The organism is Schleiferilactobacillus perolens DSM 12744, assembly GCF_001435585.1.
In the GTDB taxonomy this organism is placed as follows: Bacteria; Bacillota; Bacilli; order Lactobacillales; family Lactobacillaceae; genus Schleiferilactobacillus; species Schleiferilactobacillus perolens.
This window is the reverse complement of record NZ_AZEC01000006.1, coordinates 29,625-48,619: the sequence shown is the minus strand read 5'-3', so window position 1 is coordinate 48,619 and position 18,995 is coordinate 29,625. Positions and strand designations below refer to the sequence as shown.

At 50.9% G+C, this 18,995-nt stretch carries 24 protein-coding genes; 15 read left to right on the top strand and 9 right to left on the bottom strand.

Annotated features, from left to right (window positions below; translation table 11 throughout):
- Positions 1–72: 72 nt before the first annotated feature.
- From FD09_RS08370 to FD09_RS16275, 7 genes are all read left to right on the top strand, one after another.
- Complete coding sequence (locus FD09_RS08370; RefSeq protein ID WP_057820311.1) at positions 73–996, top strand: NADP-dependent oxidoreductase; 924 nt, start codon at positions 73–75, stop codon at positions 994–996.
- A 22-nt stretch (positions 997–1,018) separates the two neighbouring features.
- Positions 1,019–2,980 (top strand): cation:proton antiporter, encoded by a 1,962-nt coding sequence (locus FD09_RS08365; RefSeq protein ID WP_057820309.1) that lies wholly within the window; start codon positions 1,019–1,021, stop codon positions 2,978–2,980.
- Between the two features lie 36 nt (positions 2,981–3,016).
- Positions 3,017–3,316, top strand: a complete 300-nt coding sequence (locus tag FD09_RS08360) for an ArsR/SmtB family transcription factor (RefSeq protein WP_057820307.1) — start codon at positions 3,017–3,019, stop codon at positions 3,314–3,316.
- An 87-nt stretch (positions 3,317–3,403) separates the two neighbouring features.
- On the top strand, positions 3,404–4,558 hold the full coding sequence (locus FD09_RS08355; RefSeq protein WP_057820305.1) for an MFS transporter: 1,155 nt from the start codon (positions 3,404–3,406) through the stop codon (positions 4,556–4,558).
- A gap of 133 nt (positions 4,559–4,691) precedes the next feature.
- Complete coding sequence (locus FD09_RS08350) at positions 4,692–5,387, top strand: VIT1/CCC1 transporter family protein (protein WP_057820492.1); 696 nt, start codon at positions 4,692–4,694, stop codon at positions 5,385–5,387.
- A gap of 353 nt (positions 5,388–5,740) precedes the next feature.
- Complete coding sequence (locus FD09_RS08345) at positions 5,741–6,568, top strand: transglutaminase-like domain-containing protein (protein ID WP_057820303.1); 828 nt, start codon at positions 5,741–5,743, stop codon at positions 6,566–6,568.
- Between the two features lie 81 nt (positions 6,569–6,649).
- On the top strand, positions 6,650–6,787 hold the full coding sequence (locus tag FD09_RS16275; RefSeq protein WP_157053732.1) for a hypothetical protein: 138 nt from the start codon (positions 6,650–6,652) through the stop codon (positions 6,785–6,787).
- A 341-nt stretch (positions 6,788–7,128) separates the two neighbouring features.
- On the opposite strand, the gene FD09_RS08340 is transcribed toward FD09_RS16275, so the two are convergent.
- Both FD09_RS08340 and FD09_RS08335 read right to left on the bottom strand, forming a co-directional pair.
- Positions 7,129–7,458 carry a hypothetical protein gene (locus tag FD09_RS08340; protein ID WP_057820301.1) on the bottom strand — a complete coding sequence of 110 codons (330 nt, stop codon included), beginning with the start codon at positions 7,456–7,458 and terminating at the stop codon, positions 7,129–7,131.
- Complete coding sequence (locus FD09_RS08335) at positions 7,458–8,357, bottom strand: AAA family ATPase (protein ID WP_235812247.1); 900 nt, start codon at positions 8,355–8,357, stop codon at positions 7,458–7,460. Before FD09_RS08335 ends, FD09_RS08340 begins: the two co-directional genes overlap by 1 nt.
- A gap of 327 nt (positions 8,358–8,684) precedes the next feature.
- On the opposite strand from FD09_RS08335, the gene FD09_RS08330 reads away from it, so the two are divergent.
- Positions 8,685–9,038: a PadR family transcriptional regulator gene (locus tag FD09_RS08330; protein ID WP_057820299.1), complete on the top strand. Its 354-nt coding sequence runs from the start codon at positions 8,685–8,687 to the stop codon at positions 9,036–9,038.
- Positions 9,022–9,846 (top strand): DUF1129 domain-containing protein, encoded by an 825-nt coding sequence (locus FD09_RS08325; RefSeq protein WP_057820298.1) that lies wholly within the window; start codon positions 9,022–9,024, stop codon positions 9,844–9,846. The genes FD09_RS08330 and FD09_RS08325 overlap by 17 nt, the downstream gene beginning before the upstream one ends.
- A 41-nt stretch (positions 9,847–9,887) precedes the next feature.
- On the opposite strand, the gene FD09_RS08320 is transcribed toward FD09_RS08325, so the two are convergent.
- From FD09_RS08320 to FD09_RS08310, 3 genes are read right to left on the bottom strand one after another with little or no spacing between them, the layout of a single operon-like run.
- Positions 9,888–10,508: a hypothetical protein gene (locus FD09_RS08320; protein WP_235812246.1), complete on the bottom strand. Its 621-nt coding sequence runs from the start codon at positions 10,506–10,508 to the stop codon at positions 9,888–9,890.
- Between the two features lie 44 nt (positions 10,509–10,552).
- Positions 10,553–11,974 carry a DHA2 family efflux MFS transporter permease subunit gene (locus tag FD09_RS08315; protein ID WP_057820294.1) on the bottom strand — a complete coding sequence of 474 codons (1,422 nt, stop codon included), beginning with the start codon at positions 11,972–11,974 and terminating at the stop codon, positions 10,553–10,555.
- A gap of 16 nt (positions 11,975–11,990) precedes the next feature.
- On the bottom strand, positions 11,991–12,257 hold the full coding sequence (locus FD09_RS08310) for a hypothetical protein (protein ID WP_057820292.1): 267 nt from the start codon (positions 12,255–12,257) through the stop codon (positions 11,991–11,993).
- Here FD09_RS08310 and FD09_RS16700 point away from each other — a divergent pair.
- Positions 12,256–12,477, top strand: coding sequence for a hypothetical protein (locus FD09_RS16700; RefSeq protein WP_235812245.1), 222 nt, complete (start codon positions 12,256–12,258; stop codon positions 12,475–12,477). The two genes, FD09_RS08310 and FD09_RS16700, sit on opposite strands and share 2 nt — an antisense overlap.
- A 13-nt stretch (positions 12,478–12,490) precedes the next feature.
- Here FD09_RS16700 and FD09_RS08305 read toward each other — a convergent pair whose 3' ends face one another.
- From FD09_RS08305 to FD09_RS08290, 4 genes are all read right to left on the bottom strand, one after another.
- Positions 12,491–12,871 (bottom strand): hypothetical protein, encoded by a 381-nt coding sequence (locus FD09_RS08305; RefSeq protein ID WP_235812244.1) that lies wholly within the window; start codon positions 12,869–12,871, stop codon positions 12,491–12,493.
- 82 nt (positions 12,872–12,953) lie between these two features.
- Positions 12,954–14,021: a HAMP domain-containing sensor histidine kinase gene (locus FD09_RS08300; RefSeq protein WP_057820291.1), complete on the bottom strand. Its 1,068-nt coding sequence runs from the start codon at positions 14,019–14,021 to the stop codon at positions 12,954–12,956.
- Complete coding sequence (locus FD09_RS08295) at positions 14,018–14,689, bottom strand: response regulator transcription factor (RefSeq protein WP_057820289.1); 672 nt, start codon at positions 14,687–14,689, stop codon at positions 14,018–14,020. Before FD09_RS08295 ends, FD09_RS08300 begins: the two co-directional genes overlap by 4 nt.
- Before the next feature lie 51 nt (positions 14,690–14,740).
- Positions 14,741–15,109 carry a hypothetical protein gene (locus tag FD09_RS08290; RefSeq protein WP_057820287.1) on the bottom strand — a complete coding sequence of 123 codons (369 nt, stop codon included), beginning with the start codon at positions 15,107–15,109 and terminating at the stop codon, positions 14,741–14,743.
- Between the two features lie 149 nt (positions 15,110–15,258).
- Between FD09_RS08290 and FD09_RS16270 the strand changes: the two genes are divergently transcribed.
- From FD09_RS16270 to FD09_RS08270, 5 genes are read left to right on the top strand one after another with little or no spacing between them, the layout of a single operon-like run.
- On the top strand, positions 15,259–15,405 hold the full coding sequence (locus FD09_RS16270; protein ID WP_157053731.1) for a hypothetical protein: 147 nt from the start codon (positions 15,259–15,261) through the stop codon (positions 15,403–15,405).
- A gap of 12 nt (positions 15,406–15,417) precedes the next feature.
- On the top strand, positions 15,418–16,335 hold the full coding sequence (locus FD09_RS08285) for an ABC transporter ATP-binding protein (RefSeq protein WP_057820285.1): 918 nt from the start codon (positions 15,418–15,420) through the stop codon (positions 16,333–16,335).
- Positions 16,304–17,095: an ABC transporter permease gene (locus FD09_RS08280; RefSeq protein ID WP_083487689.1), complete on the top strand. Its 792-nt coding sequence runs from the start codon at positions 16,304–16,306 to the stop codon at positions 17,093–17,095. The genes FD09_RS08285 and FD09_RS08280 overlap by 32 nt, the downstream gene beginning before the upstream one ends.
- On the top strand, positions 17,061–18,185 hold the full coding sequence (locus FD09_RS08275) for a sensor histidine kinase (RefSeq protein WP_235812243.1): 1,125 nt from the start codon (positions 17,061–17,063) through the stop codon (positions 18,183–18,185). Before FD09_RS08280 ends, FD09_RS08275 begins: the two co-directional genes overlap by 35 nt.
- Positions 18,182–18,787, top strand: a complete 606-nt coding sequence (locus FD09_RS08270; protein ID WP_057820281.1) for a response regulator transcription factor — start codon at positions 18,182–18,184, stop codon at positions 18,785–18,787. Before FD09_RS08275 ends, FD09_RS08270 begins: the two co-directional genes overlap by 4 nt.
- Positions 18,788–18,995 lie beyond the last annotated feature (208 nt).

Sequence of the window (18,995 nt, the reverse complement as noted above, 5' to 3'; positions counted from 1 at the left end):
AACGAAGCAGGCATATTGTTTGTTGTACCGCCCTTTTCCGGCTAAAATGACCGTCAAAAGGGAGTTGAATTAATGATGAAAGCATTTGGTTTTACACACGGAGGCGGCCCTTCCGCCATTCAAGAATTCGAGGTTTCTGCGCCAAAGCCAGGCCGAGATGAAGTGTTGATTGATGTGGAGGCCATCGGGTTGAATAATCGGGAACGGTTGTCCCGGGAACAGGGCAGCTTTGGCGGTCCCACCATTCCCGGCCGGGACGCCGCCGGTATCGTGGTCGCGGCAGGAAACGGCGACAGCCCTTATCAAATCGGTGATCGCGTTGTCGCCCACGTAAATCAGAGTTATGCGGATCAGGCCGTGGCCGCCGTGCGCAGCACTGCAAAACTCCCGGACAACCTCCCTGCCGTCACCGCTGCCGCCCTAGTGACCCCAGGAATCACGGCTTACCGGATGGTGTACACGTTTGGTCGAATTAAAGCTGGTGAGACAGTGATCATCAAAGGGGCTTCTGGCGGGGTCGGTTCCCTTGCCGCCCAACTCGCCAAACAACTGGGGGCCACCGTCATTGGTATTGGCAGTGCCCGCAATCAAACATTAGTGGAAAAGCTCGGGGTCGATCGCTTCGTCGCCTATGATCAAGTCGACATCGCCAACGAATTAGCCGCCAGCGGTGATGTCGTCCTCAATGCAGCGATGAATGGGACTGGCGGCGATCAGGACGCGGCCATGACGAAACCCAATGGCCGCATCATTTCTGTGAGTCATCGTACCCCGGTCCTGCGTGATGGCATTACGTTCCAACATACGTATCCTGGCGATGACACGGATCACGCGGCATTGCCGCTGCTCGTTAAAGAAGCCGCCGCTGGTCAACTCACGATTGCCATTGATCAGGTCCTGCCATTCACCCTGGCCGGTTTTGTGGCTGCCCATGAAGCACTAGATGGTCGGCACACCGGCCGCATCGTCATCGCTAAGGCGGCGAAGACGTTATAATTCAACTGAAGGGGGAATAATCGTGGATCAAGTCTTTGTATTTGTATTGATGATGGCCGCCGTGGTATTAGCCAATGTGCTGGCCAAACACCTGCCAGTGATTCCCCTGCCTTTCTGGTTAATCGGGTTGGGGATGGTCTTGGCAATTTTCCCTTTCTTCCGCAGCTTCACCTTGGATCCATCCGTTTTTGCTTTTGCCATCATCACTCCATTGTTGTTCAATGAAGGGCAAAACGCCTCCCGCCTATGGATTGGCCGGACCTTGGGCAACATCCTGTCCTTGGCCGTGGGCCTAGTTCTGGTCACCGTTTTAGTGTTGGGTTTCGGCTTGAGTACCGTCACTTTTGTCCCATTAAGTTTAGCCTTTGCCCTCATTGCCATTGTGACCCCGACAGACGCCTCCGCCGTGACCGCCATTAGCCGCACCAATCCCCTGAGCGAGGGCCAGTTATTAATCCTGGAAAACGAATCGCTCTTTAACGACGCTGCCGGTATTGTGGCCTTCGACTTGGCGCTGGCCGCATTCGTTTCTGGTCAATTTTCAGCCTGGCAGGCCACCGGTCAATTTCTTTACGTCGCCATTGGTGGAATTCTCTTCGGGGCCATTGTCGGCACCTTAATCGTCAGCCTGCGGACGCAATTGATTAAATGGGGCGACGATGAGCCGATCATCATGACGACCCTCCAGCTGCTGACACCGTTACTGGTTTACTTCTTCTCCGAGGAAATGGGCTTCTCCGGTATCCTCGCTGTCGTCGCTGCTGGGATCGCCCACGGCGTGGAACGGGACCGGTTACGGCTCACCAGCGCGCGGATGCAGATTGTGTCGACCAATGTGTGGGAAATGGTGACTGGCATTTTGTCTGGTCTGGTATTTGTCTTATTGGGCGTCACGCTGCCCACTGTGATCAGCGACGCCTGGTACGACAACACGTTTATCCTGCTCAACTTTATCGGGCTGGGCATTTATTTCAGCAAACTGATCATGCGGATTTTGTGGAGTCGTTACTTAGTCAAGGTGCCCCACAGCAAACGCCATTGGCATGATGCCTTAATCATCGGCTTTGGCGGAGCGAATGGAACCATTACACTATCGCTGGCCTTTTCCATGCCGCGGACGATCGCTATGCGCAACGAACTGATTTTCATGGCAGCCGTCGTGATCATTATCAGTTTGATCGTACCGCCGTTAGTCTTCCCGTTTTTGGTGAAAAAACAGCCCGTCGCCAACAAGCAGCATATCTGGGTCCGCCGGATGCTGGCTGAGGGCATCAAAGCCATGAGGGAAGAAACAGAACACCCCGCCGAAGCACAGATTGTCCTGGATAGTCTGGCCCAAGAACGAATTTTGGACGATGCCCCGAATCGCAAAACGCAACAATTGCTCTTTCAACAGGTCATTGATACAGAGAAACAAACCATCGAAAGCTTACGTCAGGCCAAAACCATTACCGATGACGAGGCCCATTACTATAATAATTTCATCGACTTGAACAACTTCACCGCGGATCAGCGAATCTGGAAAAATCTGTTTTTACGCGCCCGTTTTTCCTTACACATGGGTCATGTTTACCGCGACCTGCGTTCGGTGCAAGATGCTTTCCTCACCAGCCCAATCAATTTGGAACCAATTTATTGGAAGAAACAGTTCACGGCTCACGGAGAGGATATCCTCCCGATCGAAAAGATCGGGTATGATGCCGTGATGAAACATTTAAGTGAACTGGAGACTAAGGACAATCGAGCAGAGTTGAATAATATCCGCCGTTTCTACCGGGATCGCCACCGCCGGATACAGGTCGACTCCGTCGATGCCGATATAATTTATCAAATGTTTCTCAAGGCTTTCCACGCTGAATATGAGTTAATTCAAGCGGCGTTGGGCAAGGGTGAAATCACCGCTGAGTTGGCTGAACGCTTGCAGCAGCGAATCACGTTTGACGAGATCACTTACCTGCAAAATCGTAATGCGTTTCAAATTTAGGTTGCATCCCAAATGGAAGGATGGTAAAACTGTTTTATGGATATCAAACAATCATCAGCCACTGAGACAGAAGAATTCCGACGCCGAATCTTCTTCGCCTTGTCCGAACCGGGGCGTTACACCATTGTGCGTATGCTGTACCACGTCGGTCACGAAATGGGCTGCAGTGAACTCAACCGTCATGTTGAAATCGACAAGTCCACGATGTCATATCATCTGCGGACATTGCGCGAAATCGGCATGGTCACGACCCGCACCCAGGGCCGAGAGAAGTTTGTGCGGCTCAACACGGAGCGGATCAATGCAGTATTGCCAGGCATTCTGGCCAGTCTTTAACCAAAAAGCGTGCCCATCGTGGTGCACGTTTTTCTTTGCGATAATTGTTTGAAAGATTTCCAACTATAAAACAGTTAGGTGACAAGTATGAAACGCAAACGATTATCATTACTCTTCTTTTTAGTTGTGTTCATCATTGGCACAGATACATTCCTGGTTTCTCCGTTGTTACCGACGCTCACGCGGTATTACGGAATTACCACGAATCTTTCCGGTTTTATTGTCAGTGCCTACGCGCTGGGCTATACCCTGTCGGCAGTGATTGTTGGACCGATATCTGACCGGCATGATCGGCGGCGTATCCTGCTCATCGGGATGACCGTCTTCGCCGGGGCGACTGCCCTGGGCGGTCTCGCTAATACCTATCCGCTGATGCTGGCCGCCCGCTTTCTGGCAGGACTAGCCGCTGCGTTTGCCGGCCCGCAGGTATGGGCGGCGATCCCACTGTTGTTCCCGAAAGACCAGGTGGTCAAAGAGATGGGGTATGTTACCGCCGGTTTAGCGGTGGCCCAGATTATCGGCGTTCCGCTGGGCAGTTTCTTAGCCGCCGTTTCCTGGCGCTTCCCGTTCTTCTTTGTCGGCACCATCGCGTTGCTCTTGACCATATTAAGTGCGCGTTACTTACCCAGTCTCAACGCCGACACCGATCAAGCACCCACCGCTGTCTACAGTCAGGTTTGGCATAATCGGCCAGTCGTGAAGTTATTGTTTGCCTATTTCTTGTTCCAGATGGCCAACTTCTGTGGTTTCGCCTTCATTGGGACATGGTTTGCCAAAAGTTACAGTCTCGCCATCTCGCTAATTGGCAGTCTAATGCTGGTAATTGGAATCGGTCAATTTATCGGCAGTCTACTAAGCAGTCGCCTCGTCCACTGGTTGACCCTGCCCAAGGCCTTCGCGCTGGAGTTTCTGCTCTTTATTGCCGGTTACATTGTGTTACCCATTGCCCCGTCCGCATGGCTGGCCACTTTGATTTTGGCTTTCATTTATTTAATCGGCGGTGCCATTTTTCCATTATTCATGTCCACTCTGCAGGAACAAGCGGGTGAAACCCGCGGCACCATCGCCTCTTTAGCCAATGCAGCGATGTATTTGGGCGAGGCCATCAGCGGCGGCATTGGCGGATTTTTGATCGCCAACTTCACCGGGTTCTACGGCATCGCTTGGTTTACCGCCGCGGGTGCATTAGTCGCTGCCCTACTCTACGGCGCCCAGGGGTATTTTCGGACCGTCAAAAATTAATTGTGATCCTTTTCTCTACCTTTTAACGGAAAAATGCGGTATGCTTTTCGTAATCAATACCCAAACCGACAAATAATGTACTGGGGTATGGAAAATGAGGGTGTCAATTTTGATTGGACCAAAACAGCCGCACATGACCTGGCGTCAACGCTTATCCTTTCGCCGCGATTTGGGTAATCGGCTCAATGTGTTACGAGCCGGCGTGATGGGCGCTAACGATGGAATTATTTCCACCGCCGGAATCGTGATGGGGGTCGCCGGTGCCCACATGTCGTCCACGGCCCTGCTGCTGGCCGGTGTGTCGGCGATGATTTCCGGGGCGTTATCGATGGGCGGCGGTGAGTACATGTCCGTTTCCGCCCAGCGGGATTTGCAGGACTCAATCTGTCAAAAAGAACAGGAACAACTGGAAAACGACAAAGAGGCCAGTTTCCAAGGCATGTACAAGCACTACTTGGACAAAGGATACGCCGCCGAAAATGCCGCCGCCATGGCCCACAGTATCGTCGATAACAACGATATTGCAACGATTTTAGCGGAAAAGTTCCAAATCAAATTGAATAAACTGCTCAATCCCTGGCTGGCCGCCGCCGCTGATTTTGTGGCCTTTATTATCGGGGCCTTGCTGCCGTTACTGTGCATCACTCTGATTCCTGATCCCTACAAGGTCAGCGTGACCATGGCCGCCGTGGTAGTTTGTCTCTTCGGTACCGGCTATACCAGTGCGCGTTTGAGCAATGTTCCCGCCCGTAAAGGCGCGCTCAGAAATATGATTGTAGGCTTGTTGACGATGGTCATCGGGTTGATTATTGGCTCGTTGATTGGTTAATTGCTGTGCTTAAATGCGCACTAGATACGCCTTAAAATCCGTATAATACACAAATGGTCAAGCAGATGACTATATTCTCCTCATCTGTTTGACCATTTTGTTAAATTCTTTTGGGAATACAAATAATTGCCCAGTTGTCTACTGCTTCTGGCGCCTTTTATTAGCCACAAATCCGGCTGCGATGGCGATGACAATACAGACAATAAGTACATATCGCATGTTCTCACATCCTTTTCATCAGTCTATCTAATTGTCTTGGTCATTGCAATCAACAGCCAATGGCGACAGTTGTACTAATCCCTAGAGCAATATGATACAGTAAGGAAAAGTGAAAGAAGAAAGCAGGTGACCGCGTGAAAAGTTCTTACATTCATTCAACCGATCCCGAAATTAAGCAATTAGTAACCGACTTAGGCGGTCCCGACCAATCCGCCTTAGAATTATGTGCCAATATCCTGGACTGGTTTGACGCCGAGAAAATCGAATATAGTCGATTAGACGTACCGCATTCTTCCATGTCGCGCAGTGACTTGGATGTATTGCACACCCACAGTGGCATTTGCAGTGATTTCAGTCATCTGCTGGTCAGTTTATTGACGGCCGCTGGCAAACCAGTCCAATATGCCCATGTTCAGCAAGATTGTTACGGCGATCGGCAGGAACATGTCTGTGTAGCAATCCAGGTGAACAATCAGTGGCAACTGGTGGATGCCACTGATCCCTACCGTAAGTGGTACGGACTGGACTGTCCCCATCAGCAGTTCACGCTTTTGTCGCCTGCACAGATGACAGCCTATCTCCAACAGACCCAGGCCACGCCAAGCCTGCTCAACGCCCCCTGGCTGCATGACCAGATCGTGATGGAAACAGAAGAAAGTATGGGGTCCGTTTCTGTAGTGCTTAGTCTACCCCAGACCCACCAGTGGCGGATTGACGCCTACTACCATTACTACACCGCCCTTTGCAGCGGCGCCCTCGTGCGTCAGGTAGCTACGCCGGATCACTCATATTTGCAGTTCTCTGAATTTTCACCGGAAGACATTTGGGATGAAAAGCAATGGTCCAACCCCTGCACCGTCCAGGAATTGCCTAATAAGCTGGTCTTTGCCAGCCAACAAATCGGCGACGTCTTGCATGAACATCAACTCGCTCTCACAAAAATCATCCAGATGGTCGCTTAATCGCTCACATGCGCACTGATCAATGCATAGTTTTCTGAAAAGACTATACTAATCAGTGGAACCAGGATCGAGGTGAGTTCCGTGAAGCGGCGACAAGATCTTAACCAGCGTCAATCTTCCACTGAAGATGCGACACTGCCCAAGAACAGCAAGAATGACGAAGTTGAACAAATTTTTGCTGCGATGTTTGTCAATGCGTTGGATAACTGGTGGGTTTGAGGTTCAAACCTGGCAACCACCGTCAAGAATCAATCAAAGCTTGTTGGTAGTGAGGTCAAAGTGCTCACGATTTTGATTGTTTTCAGTCCGTCGGTTGCAAGCAAACGGCCCAGATTCGTTTTTGTTGACGAATCTGGACCGTTTTTTTTTGCCTGTTTTTTCATCCTATCTGCCAGTCATATTCTCTGACATTGGCAGATAGTGGCAGGTAGTGGCAGATAGCGTAAGATAGTGGCAGATAACCTCACGATTGTTTCTGCCTGCCAGTCATCTCCCGGTATCTCCCGGTCAGACCGGGAGATAAGTTACTATTTGGAAACTTTCCGTCTAAAGAATCCTATCTATTTTGCGGCATGGTCCAATACTGCCTGCATCGCTCCCTGCTCCGCGGCGGTGGGTAAGGCCGTCCCTTGGGCAAATCCTGCCAACCGGTCTGCGGCAATGCCGCTCATCGCCGCTAAGTCAGTGTCGCTATAGTGATGGGCTTCCACCAGTTTTTGAAACCGGGCATAGACGATCAACGCATCCAAGTCGTCATCACTGACGATCTTGCTGTCATAATGTTTGTACTCCAGAAAATCGCGGAGAGAGTCCTTGGAGAGAATTGCCCCCAGGCCCATGGCGAATGCCCGTAACTGCCGCATGATCCAATCTTTATCTTCAGTATTCACTATTCAAACTCCTTTGCATGCTGGTGGAAAAAATCATAATAGGCCCGCACTTCTGGCAGCTCTGTCCACTTTTTCACCGCTACCGGGACTGTATCCATGTCGTAGATCTTTGCTTCCGGCATCGCCAAAATGAAGGGCGAGTGGGTAGCAATGATGAATTGGCAATTGAAGAAACGGGCCGAATCGTTGATGAACTTCACCAACTCGGTTTGTTTTTGCGGTGACAGGGAATTTTCTGGTTCATCTAATAAATACAGACCGTTTTCTTTGATCCGATCCGTAAAGTACGCCATCGCACTTTCGCCATTCGACCCTTCTGTCAGATTACGCATTAAATGATCCCGAATGTAGCGCGACTGGGTCTTGCTGCGGGTTTCTAGAATGGCCTTGAGCTGATCGTAGTCTTCAGGTCCGTTGAACTGGAAGCGGGCGTGCTTGGTTTCTAAATATTCATTCTCCAGATGATCCCGCTGCCGATCAATGCCGGCATTGGCCTCCCGAATCGTCAACATGTAATCAAACACATCGTCACTGGTAATGATTGCACTCATCTTGGGCACCTTGCCCACCGTGGTGGCGTCTGTTCGTTTCAGATAATCCTGGTAAAAGTTGGTCCGATTGTACGGCGCTTCCCGATGCAATTTCAGCTTTTCCGCAATAATATTTAACACGGTGGTTTTGCCAGAACCGTTACCACCATTCAGAATGGTAATTGGTGCACAATCCAGTTGGGTGAGTCCCTTATCTGGCAGCACTTGAAAGGGATAATATGTATTGTATGTTTTCTTTTTCAGATCAATGAAGAAATGCCATTCAGCGTCTTCATCAGGAAAGAAAAATTGGGTCAAGTACAGTATCGCCGCCACCGCCTTTCTCGTTGGCTCTATTGTATCATTCAAGCCACCAGAAGCAGAAAGTACCGTAACCTCGTGCGGTTTAGTCTTTATTGACCAAAAACAAAGAATCGCCGATATTTGCATTTGAGCCGACGGTTCCCAGTATCAAAACGCAAATATCGGCGTTTTTTTCGTTAGTACCCGGGTATGTATCGCATAATAATCAAAAATTCTTTAATTTTTCCGTTTTAGCCGTTAAAGTTTTGACCGATGCTTGGTTGCGCACCGCCAATAGCCATCAAATATCGGCCTTTTTCGGACTACATTGTTTGACAAGGTAGTCAATTTTTTATATACTTTGCATTACAAGGTAGAGAGGGCGGTGATGGTATGACGACAGAACGAATCCCTTCACAAATGCTGAAAGGCATTTTGGAAGGGGCGATCCTCATTATTATTGGTCAAGGCGAAACGTACGGCTACGCCCTGCACGAGGCGCTGAATCGCTTGGGCTTCGGTGACATTCCAGAAGGGACGATTTATCCATTATTGTTGAAGATGCAGCGCAATAACCAAATTGTCGGTGTGCGTCATCCGTCCACCACCGGCCCGGATCGCAAATATTACCATTTATCGGCAACTGGTGAACAAGATGCCATTGCCTTTAGCCGTCAGTGGCAGCAGCTTGCCGCCGCTATGGACCAACTAACCGAAGGGAGTGAGCCGCGTGAAGACGAAGATTGAGAAAGATAACGATGCTCGGATGGCTCGATTGAAGGGACTCAACCATCTGTACGTCGAGGAATTAACCAACTATTTACGCAGTCAGCGCAACAAAAACTTTTTAGCAATTGAAGAGACTGTCGCCGACATCATTGACGATGTGGCCGATGCCCAGTCCCATGGTTTGTCGGCCCGGGACTTTTACGGAAAAGATGCCCAAGGCGCAGCCGATGCCATCTTGGCCACCATCCCCAATGCCAGTTTCAGTGAGAAAATGGTATTCATCATCCCAATATGCAGTATGTTGGCTGGCTATCTGATTTATCCCACCTTGTTACGTCCGCAAATTCGCTTTGGGTCTGATCTTTTTACCGGTCTCTTCGTCGCCCTCGCCATCTTTATCTTCTTGCCCCAAATGGATTCGCTGAACCCGAAGAAAGCGGCCTGGGCAGTGGGCTTAATGTTCATCATCCCGGTAGCCTGTATGCTAGTATACGTGATCATCGGCAGTCAATTACCGGTGCATCCCACCGTCTGGTTATCCACTTGGCCGGTGGCGGCCACCCTGCTGGTCGCGATGCCGGTGGCCTTTTTCATCATGACCTTGAGCATGCACCACTTGCGCGTCATTGATCTTTCTTGGTTTGGGCTAACCTGCGCAGCCTCGATTGTCGGTTTTCTGATTCATTATTTATCCTCTTTCAGTCAACCCCACATCTACGTCAGTGTGAATATTCTCCTAGCAATCGCCGGCATCACTCTCTTCATCTGGCAAATCGTCCACTTGTCCAGCTACCGTGAGCAATTCTCGCAAGTCCAAGACAACTAAATAAATAGCGTTGTTCCCGTATACCAAGAGCAACGCTATTTTTAGTGGGACCATTTCACTTTTTGCACAATCAGCGCGGCCACGCCGACCAGAGCAATGACCGTACCCACCGCCATACCGAATAGCCCAGTCACTTGATTGACCGCTTGGCTTTCCATTGATAACAACGCGTATTGAGTCAAAACAATAGCCATGGCGCCATCAGCCAGACTCATCGCCTTCAAGAACACCAACGGACCATGGGCCGACCGCCGCGCCCGGATAAACCCCACAATTGCCAGAGTGATCTTATAGAAACCCATCGTGGCGACGGTGATGGCGGCAATGCGGCTGAAGTGGGTTTGGTAACCGCCGCGAAACATAATATAGGCGCACGCCGTAAAGGCCGTTCCCAAAAGCACATACGCAAAGCCGCCGGCGCGAACAAACTGCTGCGCTGCCAGCACTTCATTTTTCCGCCGAGAGCGGGAATAGTGCTGCAAGAACAGCGACCGGGCAATCGCCAACACGACGTAATAACCACCAAAGATCAACAACCAGAGGGAACTGGTCCAAACGCCAATGCCAATCTTCACTAAGGCCAGGACGAAGCTGAAACTCGTACTCACCATACCCATTAAGGCCACCCGATCCGCCCGGTTCCCAGCGTGGCGGTGGTACAATCCCTGCAGTCGATTAATGACGATTCTCCTCTCTCCGCATTAGCTTACTTGGTGCCTTCCTCTACCACCTGGACTGTCGGTTTCGTAGACCGCACTTTCAAGAAGACAATCACAGCCATGACGGTGACAATACCGGCCATCATGATGAATGCCGCATTGACGCCGCCAGCAGTGGCCACGACGGTATGCCCCGTCACACCCCGGTTAGCGACAAAGGACATCAGGGCCACGCCTACGGAAGCCCCCACAGCCCCTGCCACGGTCCGTAAAGTCGTCAACACCGCTGAGGCGGAGGCAATGGCGCCACCGCTCAATTGGGTGACACTCCACGTCACAATCGGCATCATCAGAAATGATAAGCCCGCGCTGCGCATTGCCCAAGTCACCGTCAAATACAAGACTGACGTCCCCACACTGAGAAAGCTGGTACCAACCGTACTGACCAGCACCAACAGGACACCCACAATCGCCAGTGGCCGAATACCGAAGCGATCATACAACCGGCCGGTAATTGGACTCATCACGGCCATGATCAGCGCACCCGGCATCATGATTAAGCCGGACATGGTGGCGGACAAATGATGGACCGTCTGGACATAAATCGGGAAAATCGTCGACACGGCCATCAGTACCGCATACATCAAGACGCTGAGAATCACGGCAGTCCGAAAGACCTGATCTTTGAAGACATGCAGATCCAACAACGGTTTGTCGATATGCAGCCCCCGATAAACAAACGCCGCGCCTGTCACCACTGCGACCAGCAAGGGACCCACAATTCCTAAGCTCATGAATGGCGCCGTACCAAGATTACCAAATCCCAAAGTGGTACCGGTGAAGGCGGCGCTGATCAGCAGAAACGACGGCCAGTCAAAGCGTAATTTTTCTGTCGGCAACACATTCTTCACGACAACCAAGGCCAACAAAATATCCGCTACGGCCACCACTAATCCGGTCCAAAAAATGATGCGCCAGCTCATATAGTCAATCAACAATCCGGTAATCGTTGGCGCAATAATCGGTGCGGCACTGGCCGCCAGACCATATATGCCCATGACACCGCCCTGCTTCTCTGGGGGATAAATGGTCAAAATAACAACCTGGGTCAACGATAGCAAAATACCCGTTCCCAACGACTGAATAATGCGCCCCGCGAGTAAAATCGGAAAGATGGGCGCAATCGCCGCCAGCAGCGACCCGCCGCCGAACAGCAGCATACTGGTGATGAACAATACTTTAGTGGGCAATCGTTTGATCAAAAAAGCGGTCGCCGGAATCATGATCCCCATGGCCAAGGAGAAGCCGCTGGTCAGCCACTGTCCCGCGTTCGCGGTCACATGAAACTCTTTAATAATATCCGGCAGCGCGGTGGTCAATGCGGTTTGCAGCAATGAGGATATTAACGTGCCAATTAGTAGTACGGTAAAAGTTAGATTTCGTTCCTTCGATGATGGTGTTTTGACCATTCGTCGGACCTCTCTTTCATTTTTCAATAATTCGTACGCATTGGCGGTACATCACCGTTGCAAACGCACTGAACAACAATCCGCCGATGAATACCGGCAAAAAATCAAGACCCATGATCACTGGGCCAAATATGATGAACCGGTCGGTGACGACGGCGCCAAGAACACCAAAAACTAAACTCAGGGTCAGGACAATCAGATTTTCACCCCGCCACAACTTATCAATCGCCCCCACTAAGGCACCGCAGACCAAACCGATCAAACTACAGAAAATTAAAATCATGGCCGATCAACCTCCTCGTTACCAATCCACGGCGATTCCCGCGACCAACAAGATACTGAGCATTCCGGCAATGGCATACATGAATAGTGTCATGGTGTTTTCCTCCTTCAGTGCAGCAGTGCAAAGGCCGCTTTGCTGGTTTCCGCAATGGCATCGTATTGCTCGTCAATTAACGGGGTCACCTTCATCGTTTGGCGGCCCTGCCACCAGCGATAGATAAAATAAGCAGTGCCTCACGCCAGGAACCCTGGCACGGCCAAGATAATGGAAAGAACGATCAGCGCCGCTTCCCAGGCAAATACCGAACCCGCCATGAACGCCGCACCACCGATTCCCACCGTCAGCCCGACGATTCGAGCCCCGACGCTTTTCGCGCGTTCCAGTCGGATCACCCGGGCCAGTTGTTGTTCAAAGGTCTTTTGCAACCGATTCAGTTCGGTCTTATGGGCGATGGTGCGATCGCGTTTAAACGACAACGTCACGCCATGGACGCCTTCTTTGACTTCTTGCAGTTGCCAGCCGAAGTTGGCATAGCCGTCCACATAGGTGTTTTGCATTCTCACCGCCACAGTTTGCTGCAGGTATTCAAAAGCGACAAAGTTATCTAGTGCCATCAAAAACGCCTCCTGTATTTCTTAATGAGTTAAGAATACAGGGGGCGTGTTTTTGAATTGTTCACAAGATGTTGCTGAAATGTTAATTGTCGTGCTGGGGGATCGACACAATCATCGTCGTGCCTTGACCCAGTTGACTGTGCACTGCAATTTGGGCACCGATCAACCGAATGATTTGGGCCACCATGGCTAATCCCAGCCCATTGCCTTCCACCGCGTGGGAAGTATCGCCTTGGTAAAACTTGTCAAAGATATGGGTCTGGGTGGCCTCGTCCATGCCCGCACCATCGTCTTGAATCGTCACTTGCACCATTTGATTGTGTTTTTCAGCGGCTACCTTGACATGCCCCTGTGCGGGCGCGAATTTCACCGCATTACCAATGATGTTATGCCACACGATCCCCAGCAATTCTGGATCACTGGCAATCGTTAACGTGTCTGGTATGGCCACCGTCAAATCCAGGTCTTTCTGGTCCAAGGCGTCATCATAATCGAGTATTGCTCTCGTCAACTGCGCACTGAGGTCAAATGGGACATGAGTCGGCTGGCTGACTTGGGTCTGCAGCTTATTCAGTTTCAAAATATTGGTAACCAATGCGGCCAGTTGTGTGGCCGCTTGATTAATCGTTGCAATGTAGCGCGCCTTATCAGCTGGGCTCAAACCAGGTTCCTGTAATGCTTGGGCATACCCTTGAATATTCGCCAGGGGGCGTTTGAATTCATGGGACACATTGGCGACAAAGTCCTCCCGCAACGTTTCCGTGGAACCCAATTCAGCTACCATGATGTTGAAATTAGCAAACATGGCGTCCAAATAATCATATTTCTCAGGCGCATGGACCGGCTGCAAATATACCGAAAAATCACCCCCGGCCACTTTCTCCGCCGCATCGCTCAAGTCCCGCAACGGCTTATCAAACGCATGATACTTCTGCCAGGCCGTAAAAGCAGAAAACGCAGCCGCTACCAGAATCCAGTAGATCACATACCAGACCAGTTGCGGGCTGATGACCAGGTGCCAGTTATTGCCCAAGATCAAGCCCGGCATTGCCGCAAGAATACTCATCACAAAGAACGAGCCAAAAAATTGAAACCAGGAGAAGTGCCGATTGACTCGGACGCGGACTGCTTTATATTTCATATTGTTCATTTCAGCACCGCCTTATAACCGAGTCCATGAACGGTTTTGATGGTGAACCCATCTGCGTCTTTGAACTTATCCCGCAATTTGGTGATATACACATCCACGGCGCGCATGCTGGTGTCACTGGCCAGATCCCAAAATTCGTCCATCAACTCCGCCCGCGAAAAGGCATGGTCCGGGTAGGATAACAGCTTGTACAGAATTTGAAATTCCCGCACGGTGACACTGATCTCTTGACCGGCCAATATGGCGCTGACCGCTTCGTTGTTCAACGTCAGATTGCCCACCGTTAAGACATTGTCTTCAGTGATCTTGGCCCGCCGTAATAACGCTTTGATCCGCAACTGCAACTCGTCAAAGTTGATCGGTTTCACCATGTAATCATCGATGCCGCTATTGAACCCGCGTTCCTTCGAGGCGATGTCGTCGCGCGCAGTGATGAAAAGAATCGGAATGTCGGGGTTGGTCCGGCGGATATCTTGGGCAAATTGATAGCCATCCACCTTAGGCATCATGATGTCCGACAAAATCAAATCGAATTGACTGCCATGCAAAGCATCATAGGCCGCAGTCGGATCGGCAGCGCCCTGAACGGTGTAACCGGCCTGACGCAATATTGTTTGCATGATGTCGTTAAACTGAGTGTCATCCTCAACCACCAAAATTTTGACCATATTGATTGTTCTCCCTTTTCCGTCAATCGATGGGCTTAGTGCACGCGTCCTTCATCGTTCGCGCTTTTTTGCCACGGCCGCCAGTGCCACCACAGTGCTGCGGCCCACGAGGTAGACCGCCTCTGCCAAAAACCAAGTCATATACTGACTGCCGCGAAAGATTGCCGGTTCGCTTTGCAGGCGAACATGTACCACCACAAAAAATCCCACTAAAAAGAGGGTGATCGCCGCATCCACGATTCCCCAGCGGCCACCCTTCTGCTGCCAGATCAACCAACCCAGCCAGCCAATACTGGCGGCGACGGCTACCACCAGCACAATATTGAACCAGGTACCCAACGGTTCAACAAACCGCGCAATCGCACACAAAATCAGAAACACAATTAGGACAATATCCGTCCGCCACGTTTGATTGCTCACTGCACTCACCTACTTTCGTTACTGGATACTATACCGATATCCATGACATTTGTCATGCCCACTCATGACAGTCCTTACTACTGGCCGGACCAGTTTTTTTATATTCTTAGTTCATCAACAAAGCAGAAAACAAACGGAGGTTACCGATCATGAAAAAAGTCATCCATAACAATTCTTCTGACTCACAGGACCTGAATCCATGGCACAACCCGAAATTCCGCACACTCCATGCCCTAGTCTGGAGCATCATCATTCCGGTGTTGGCGATCCTCAAATACAGCATGCACTTATTCTAAGGAGACGAAATTATGACAAATCCTATTATCACCTTGGATCATGTCGCGTTTGATTATGGTCGCAAGCCCGTTTTGCGGGATGTCGATTTGACGGTCCAACCTGGTGAAATCATCGGTCTTGTCGGCCCCAACGGTGCCGGTAAAACTACGCTGCTCAATCTCATTCAAGGGATTCTCCCTGACGCTGCGGGAATCACCATCTTCGGCGGCCAACCGGGCAACCCGACTGCAAAAGCCGCCACTGGTTCCATGTTGCAGGGCAATCTGAAGTTGCCCCGAGTGCGCGTCAGTGAACTCATTTCGTTGATCGGCGCGCAATATCCCCACGCATTGCCCACGAATGAGGTTTTAACCCTCACTAATCTCACTGCGCAAGCCAACCAAAGCATCAATACACTATCTGGAGGCCAGCTGCGCCGCGTCACCTTTGCTTGTGCCATCGTCCATCAACCCCAACTGCTCTTTCTAGATGAACCCACTGTCGGCATGGACGCCCAGGCCCGCCAGGAATTTTGGGCATTGATTGAACGGATGCGCACCCGTCATGTCACCGTCATTATTACCAGTCATTATTTAGAAGAAATCCAGCACGTGGCCGATCGGATCGCCATTCTCACGCAAGGCCGCTTTGCCTACTTGGGCAGTTGGGATGAGTTGCAAGACGCGCATAACGGGGGCCAGATCAGCTTCACCGCCCCGTTAGCCCCCACCGCTTTTGCCCATCTCCCCGGCGTCAGTGCTGTCACTGCGACGACCGATCACATCACCTTGACCAGCACCGACACCGATCTCACCGTGCAGTCACTGGTGCCATTCTTCAGCGACTTGCACCACTTCACAGTCACCCGGCAATCCTTGGAGACCATTTACCTCGACTTATTGAAAGAAGACGATCAAAATGAAGAAATTTCTCAACCAGCTAAAGTTTGATGGTAAGCGCCTATTTCTGCGCAACCCCCAGTATCTATTTTTCGTTCTGGCCATGCCCATCGGTTTTTACATTCTGTTTACTAAAGTGATGACCATGGGCTCCGCCAGTGAAATGGTCACCTTTGCCCGCAGCTACATGGGCAGCATGATCGTTTACAGCATTGTCATTGGCGCGTTATTCAGTCTCGCGGCGCTAATGCAGCACGACCGGCAAGTCGGTCTGGTGCAAACTTTGAGGCTGACACCCAACGGGACTAAATACTACTATGCCTCACTATTGACCCTGATGGGATTATTGAACGCTCTGTCTGCTCTGGCAATCATGCTCGTGGCCGTCATCGTAAACCATGTGGCATTATCCGTCGGCACCGGACTAGGCGTCTTGATCATTGCCGTGTTGGGCAGTATCCCGCTGATGACTCTGGGTGTCCTCTACTCCCGTATCCAATCCGTGGAATTGTTAAACGTATTGAGCAACCTGACGTCATTCCCGCTGGCGATCATCAGTGGTTTATGGTGGCCGCTAAGTTTACTGCCCAATTGGGTGCAAGCCATTGGTAAAGTCACCCCCACTTATTTGACGAATCACCTGCTGACCCGCTTTTTAGCCGGGAATGCACTGCCCACTCGTGATATGATGGGCATAGCCGGCTGGGCAGTGGGCATGCTGATTTTGCTCTTTGCCCTGACTGCCTGGCAGAATATGACAAAGGTCGTGATCCATCGTGGCAGCACCCAAGAAACGCCGTCCGTACAATAGACACATGAGCCGGGTGATCGGCTATGTCTGGCTGCTCTATTTTCCATACTCCATCATTTCGTATTTGCCTCCAACACGGCCCAGCGATTATCTCTGGCTCTCCGTGGCGGGGGTGTTCCTGGTTTCCTATATTCTGGTGATGGAACGGCCCAATACTTGGCGCTTCTCTATTCCGATAGAAGTCCTCGCCTGTGCCCTGTTTGCCATCTTCGCGCAAGGGTTCTATTTACTCATTTTTCCTGGCTGGCAAGTGGCCTCGATCTTGAGCAATTATCCCAAGCGTCAATTTGCAGTTTTTTTAGTGGCTTACTATGGTGCTTTAATCGGTGGGATTGCAATGTTGTATTGGCAGTACACCACCATCAATTGGGGCGATGGTGCCGCTTGGGGGATGATCTTTCCCGCAATTTCGCCAATCTTTTCTTATTCCTTCTCCAAATCCGTCTCCCGCTCCATCCGGTTGGCGCAATCCAACAGTCGCTTGGAAGCGGTCGTGCGGCGGGGCGAACGAGAACGGATCGCCCGGGATTTGCATGATAACCTCGGCCAATCCTTCTCCATGATTACGGTAAAAGCGCAATTAGCAGAGAAGCTGTTAGAAAAGCAGCCGGAGAAAGCGGTGGGTGAATTGCAAGATATTGCGGATACGAGTCGGGAAAATCTGCAGCTCGTCCGCAATATTGTCAATGACCTGCGCCAGGAAAGCCTGGCTGATGTCCTGTTGGCGCTGGAGAAAAATCTGCGGGAGGCCCGCATCTCTTTATATACCGAGGGTGAAGAATTAGCTGATGATTGGCCCACGGCTTGTCAGGTCACCTTGGCGGCGGTCTTGCAAGAAGCCATCACCAATGTGATTCGTCATAGTCAAGCCCGCCAGGTCACTGTCACGTTCACTGCCACCAATGCCCAATACATCATGACGGTGCAGGACAACGGTGTCGGCAAGGATTACCACCGCACCAACTCCCATGGCGTCAGCGGTATGCTCGAGCGGGTCGAACAGGTCGGCGGCACATTAAAGATTGTCGCCAATCAAATCGGCACCCTGGTGACGGCCACTTTACCGCGAAAGGAAGTAGAAACGAAATGATCACTATTTACCTGGCAGAAGATCAAAGCCTTTTGGCCTCTGCCCTGGCCCAGCTCTTGGACCTGGAAGATGACTTGCATGTCCTTGGCACCGCCGCCGATGGCCAGCAGGCCTGGCTGGACATTTCCCGGGAAATACCGGACATTGCCATCTTAGATATTGAGATGCCCAAGGCCACCGGGTTGGATGTCGCCGATTGGATCCATCACGCTGGTTTGAAGACAAAAGTGATCATCTTAACGACTTTTGCTCAGCAGGCCTACTTTGAGCGGGCCATCAACGCACAGGTGAATGGCTACTTACTCAAGGATTTGCCCAGTGACGACTTAGTCGCCGATATCCGCCGTATTCAGGGTGGAGCGACGATTTATTCTCCCGAATTGGTGCAAAACATGGTCACCGCCAGCAAGAACCCTTTAACTGAGCGCGAAATGGATGTACTCAAAGCTGCCGTGGATGGCGCAAGTACTAAAGAAATCGCCAAAACCCTTTATCTTTCGGAAGGCACGGTCCGCAATTATTTATCCGCCATCTTCAGTAAACTCGCCGTCCATAACCGTTTGGAGGCCGTCCATTTCGCCCAGAAGAATAAATGGGTATAGAACAGCTTTTTTTCACACTGCTATGGTTGGATGATTCAGCACCCTGTGAATATAGTGGCACCATTCATGGCTTCATGAATATAGTCAATGGGGGGCTATACCGCATAGAAAGGCGCATATCGTGTTGACCAGGTGATTACCAATTTTGATGAATTTGACCGCAATCTCTTGCAATAGCGCCATCCCTTTGGTTCCCCTTACATCGGAC

Coding starts and splice junctions, on each gene's coding strand:
- FD09_RS08370 (WP_057820311.1), top strand. CDS start 73: ATGATGAAAGCATTTGGTTTTACACACGGAGGCGGCCCTTCCGCCATT.
- FD09_RS08360 (WP_057820307.1), top strand. CDS start 3,017: ATGGATATCAAACAATCATCAGCCACTGAGACAGAAGAATTCCGACGC.
- FD09_RS08355 (WP_057820305.1), top strand. CDS start 3,404: ATGAAACGCAAACGATTATCATTACTCTTCTTTTTAGTTGTGTTCATC.
- FD09_RS08350 (WP_057820492.1), top strand. CDS start 4,692: ATGACCTGGCGTCAACGCTTATCCTTTCGCCGCGATTTGGGTAATCGG.
- FD09_RS08330 (WP_057820299.1), top strand. CDS start 8,685: ATGACGACAGAACGAATCCCTTCACAAATGCTGAAAGGCATTTTGGAA.
- FD09_RS08315 (WP_057820294.1), bottom strand. CDS start 11,974: ATGGTCAAAACACCATCATCGAAGGAACGAAATCTAACTTTTACCGTA.
- FD09_RS16700 (WP_235812245.1), top strand. CDS start 12,256: ATGGCCGATCAACCTCCTCGTTACCAATCCACGGCGATTCCCGCGACC.
- FD09_RS08310 (WP_057820292.1), bottom strand. CDS start 12,257: ATGATTTTAATTTTCTGTAGTTTGATCGGTTTGGTCTGCGGTGCCTTA.
- FD09_RS08305 (WP_235812244.1), bottom strand. CDS start 12,871: ATGGCACTAGATAACTTTGTCGCTTTTGAATACCTGCAGCAAACTGTG.
- FD09_RS08300 (WP_057820291.1), bottom strand. CDS start 14,021: ATGAACAATATGAAATATAAAGCAGTCCGCGTCCGAGTCAATCGGCAC.
- FD09_RS08295 (WP_057820289.1), bottom strand. CDS start 14,689: ATGGTCAAAATTTTGGTGGTTGAGGATGACACTCAGTTTAACGACATC.
- FD09_RS16270 (WP_157053731.1), top strand. CDS start 15,259: ATGAAAAAAGTCATCCATAACAATTCTTCTGACTCACAGGACCTGAAT.
- FD09_RS08285 (WP_057820285.1), top strand. CDS start 15,418: ATGACAAATCCTATTATCACCTTGGATCATGTCGCGTTTGATTATGGT.
- FD09_RS08280 (WP_083487689.1), top strand. CDS start 16,304: ATGAAGAAATTTCTCAACCAGCTAAAGTTTGATGGTAAGCGCCTATTT.
- FD09_RS08270 (WP_057820281.1), top strand. CDS start 18,182: ATGATCACTATTTACCTGGCAGAAGATCAAAGCCTTTTGGCCTCTGCC.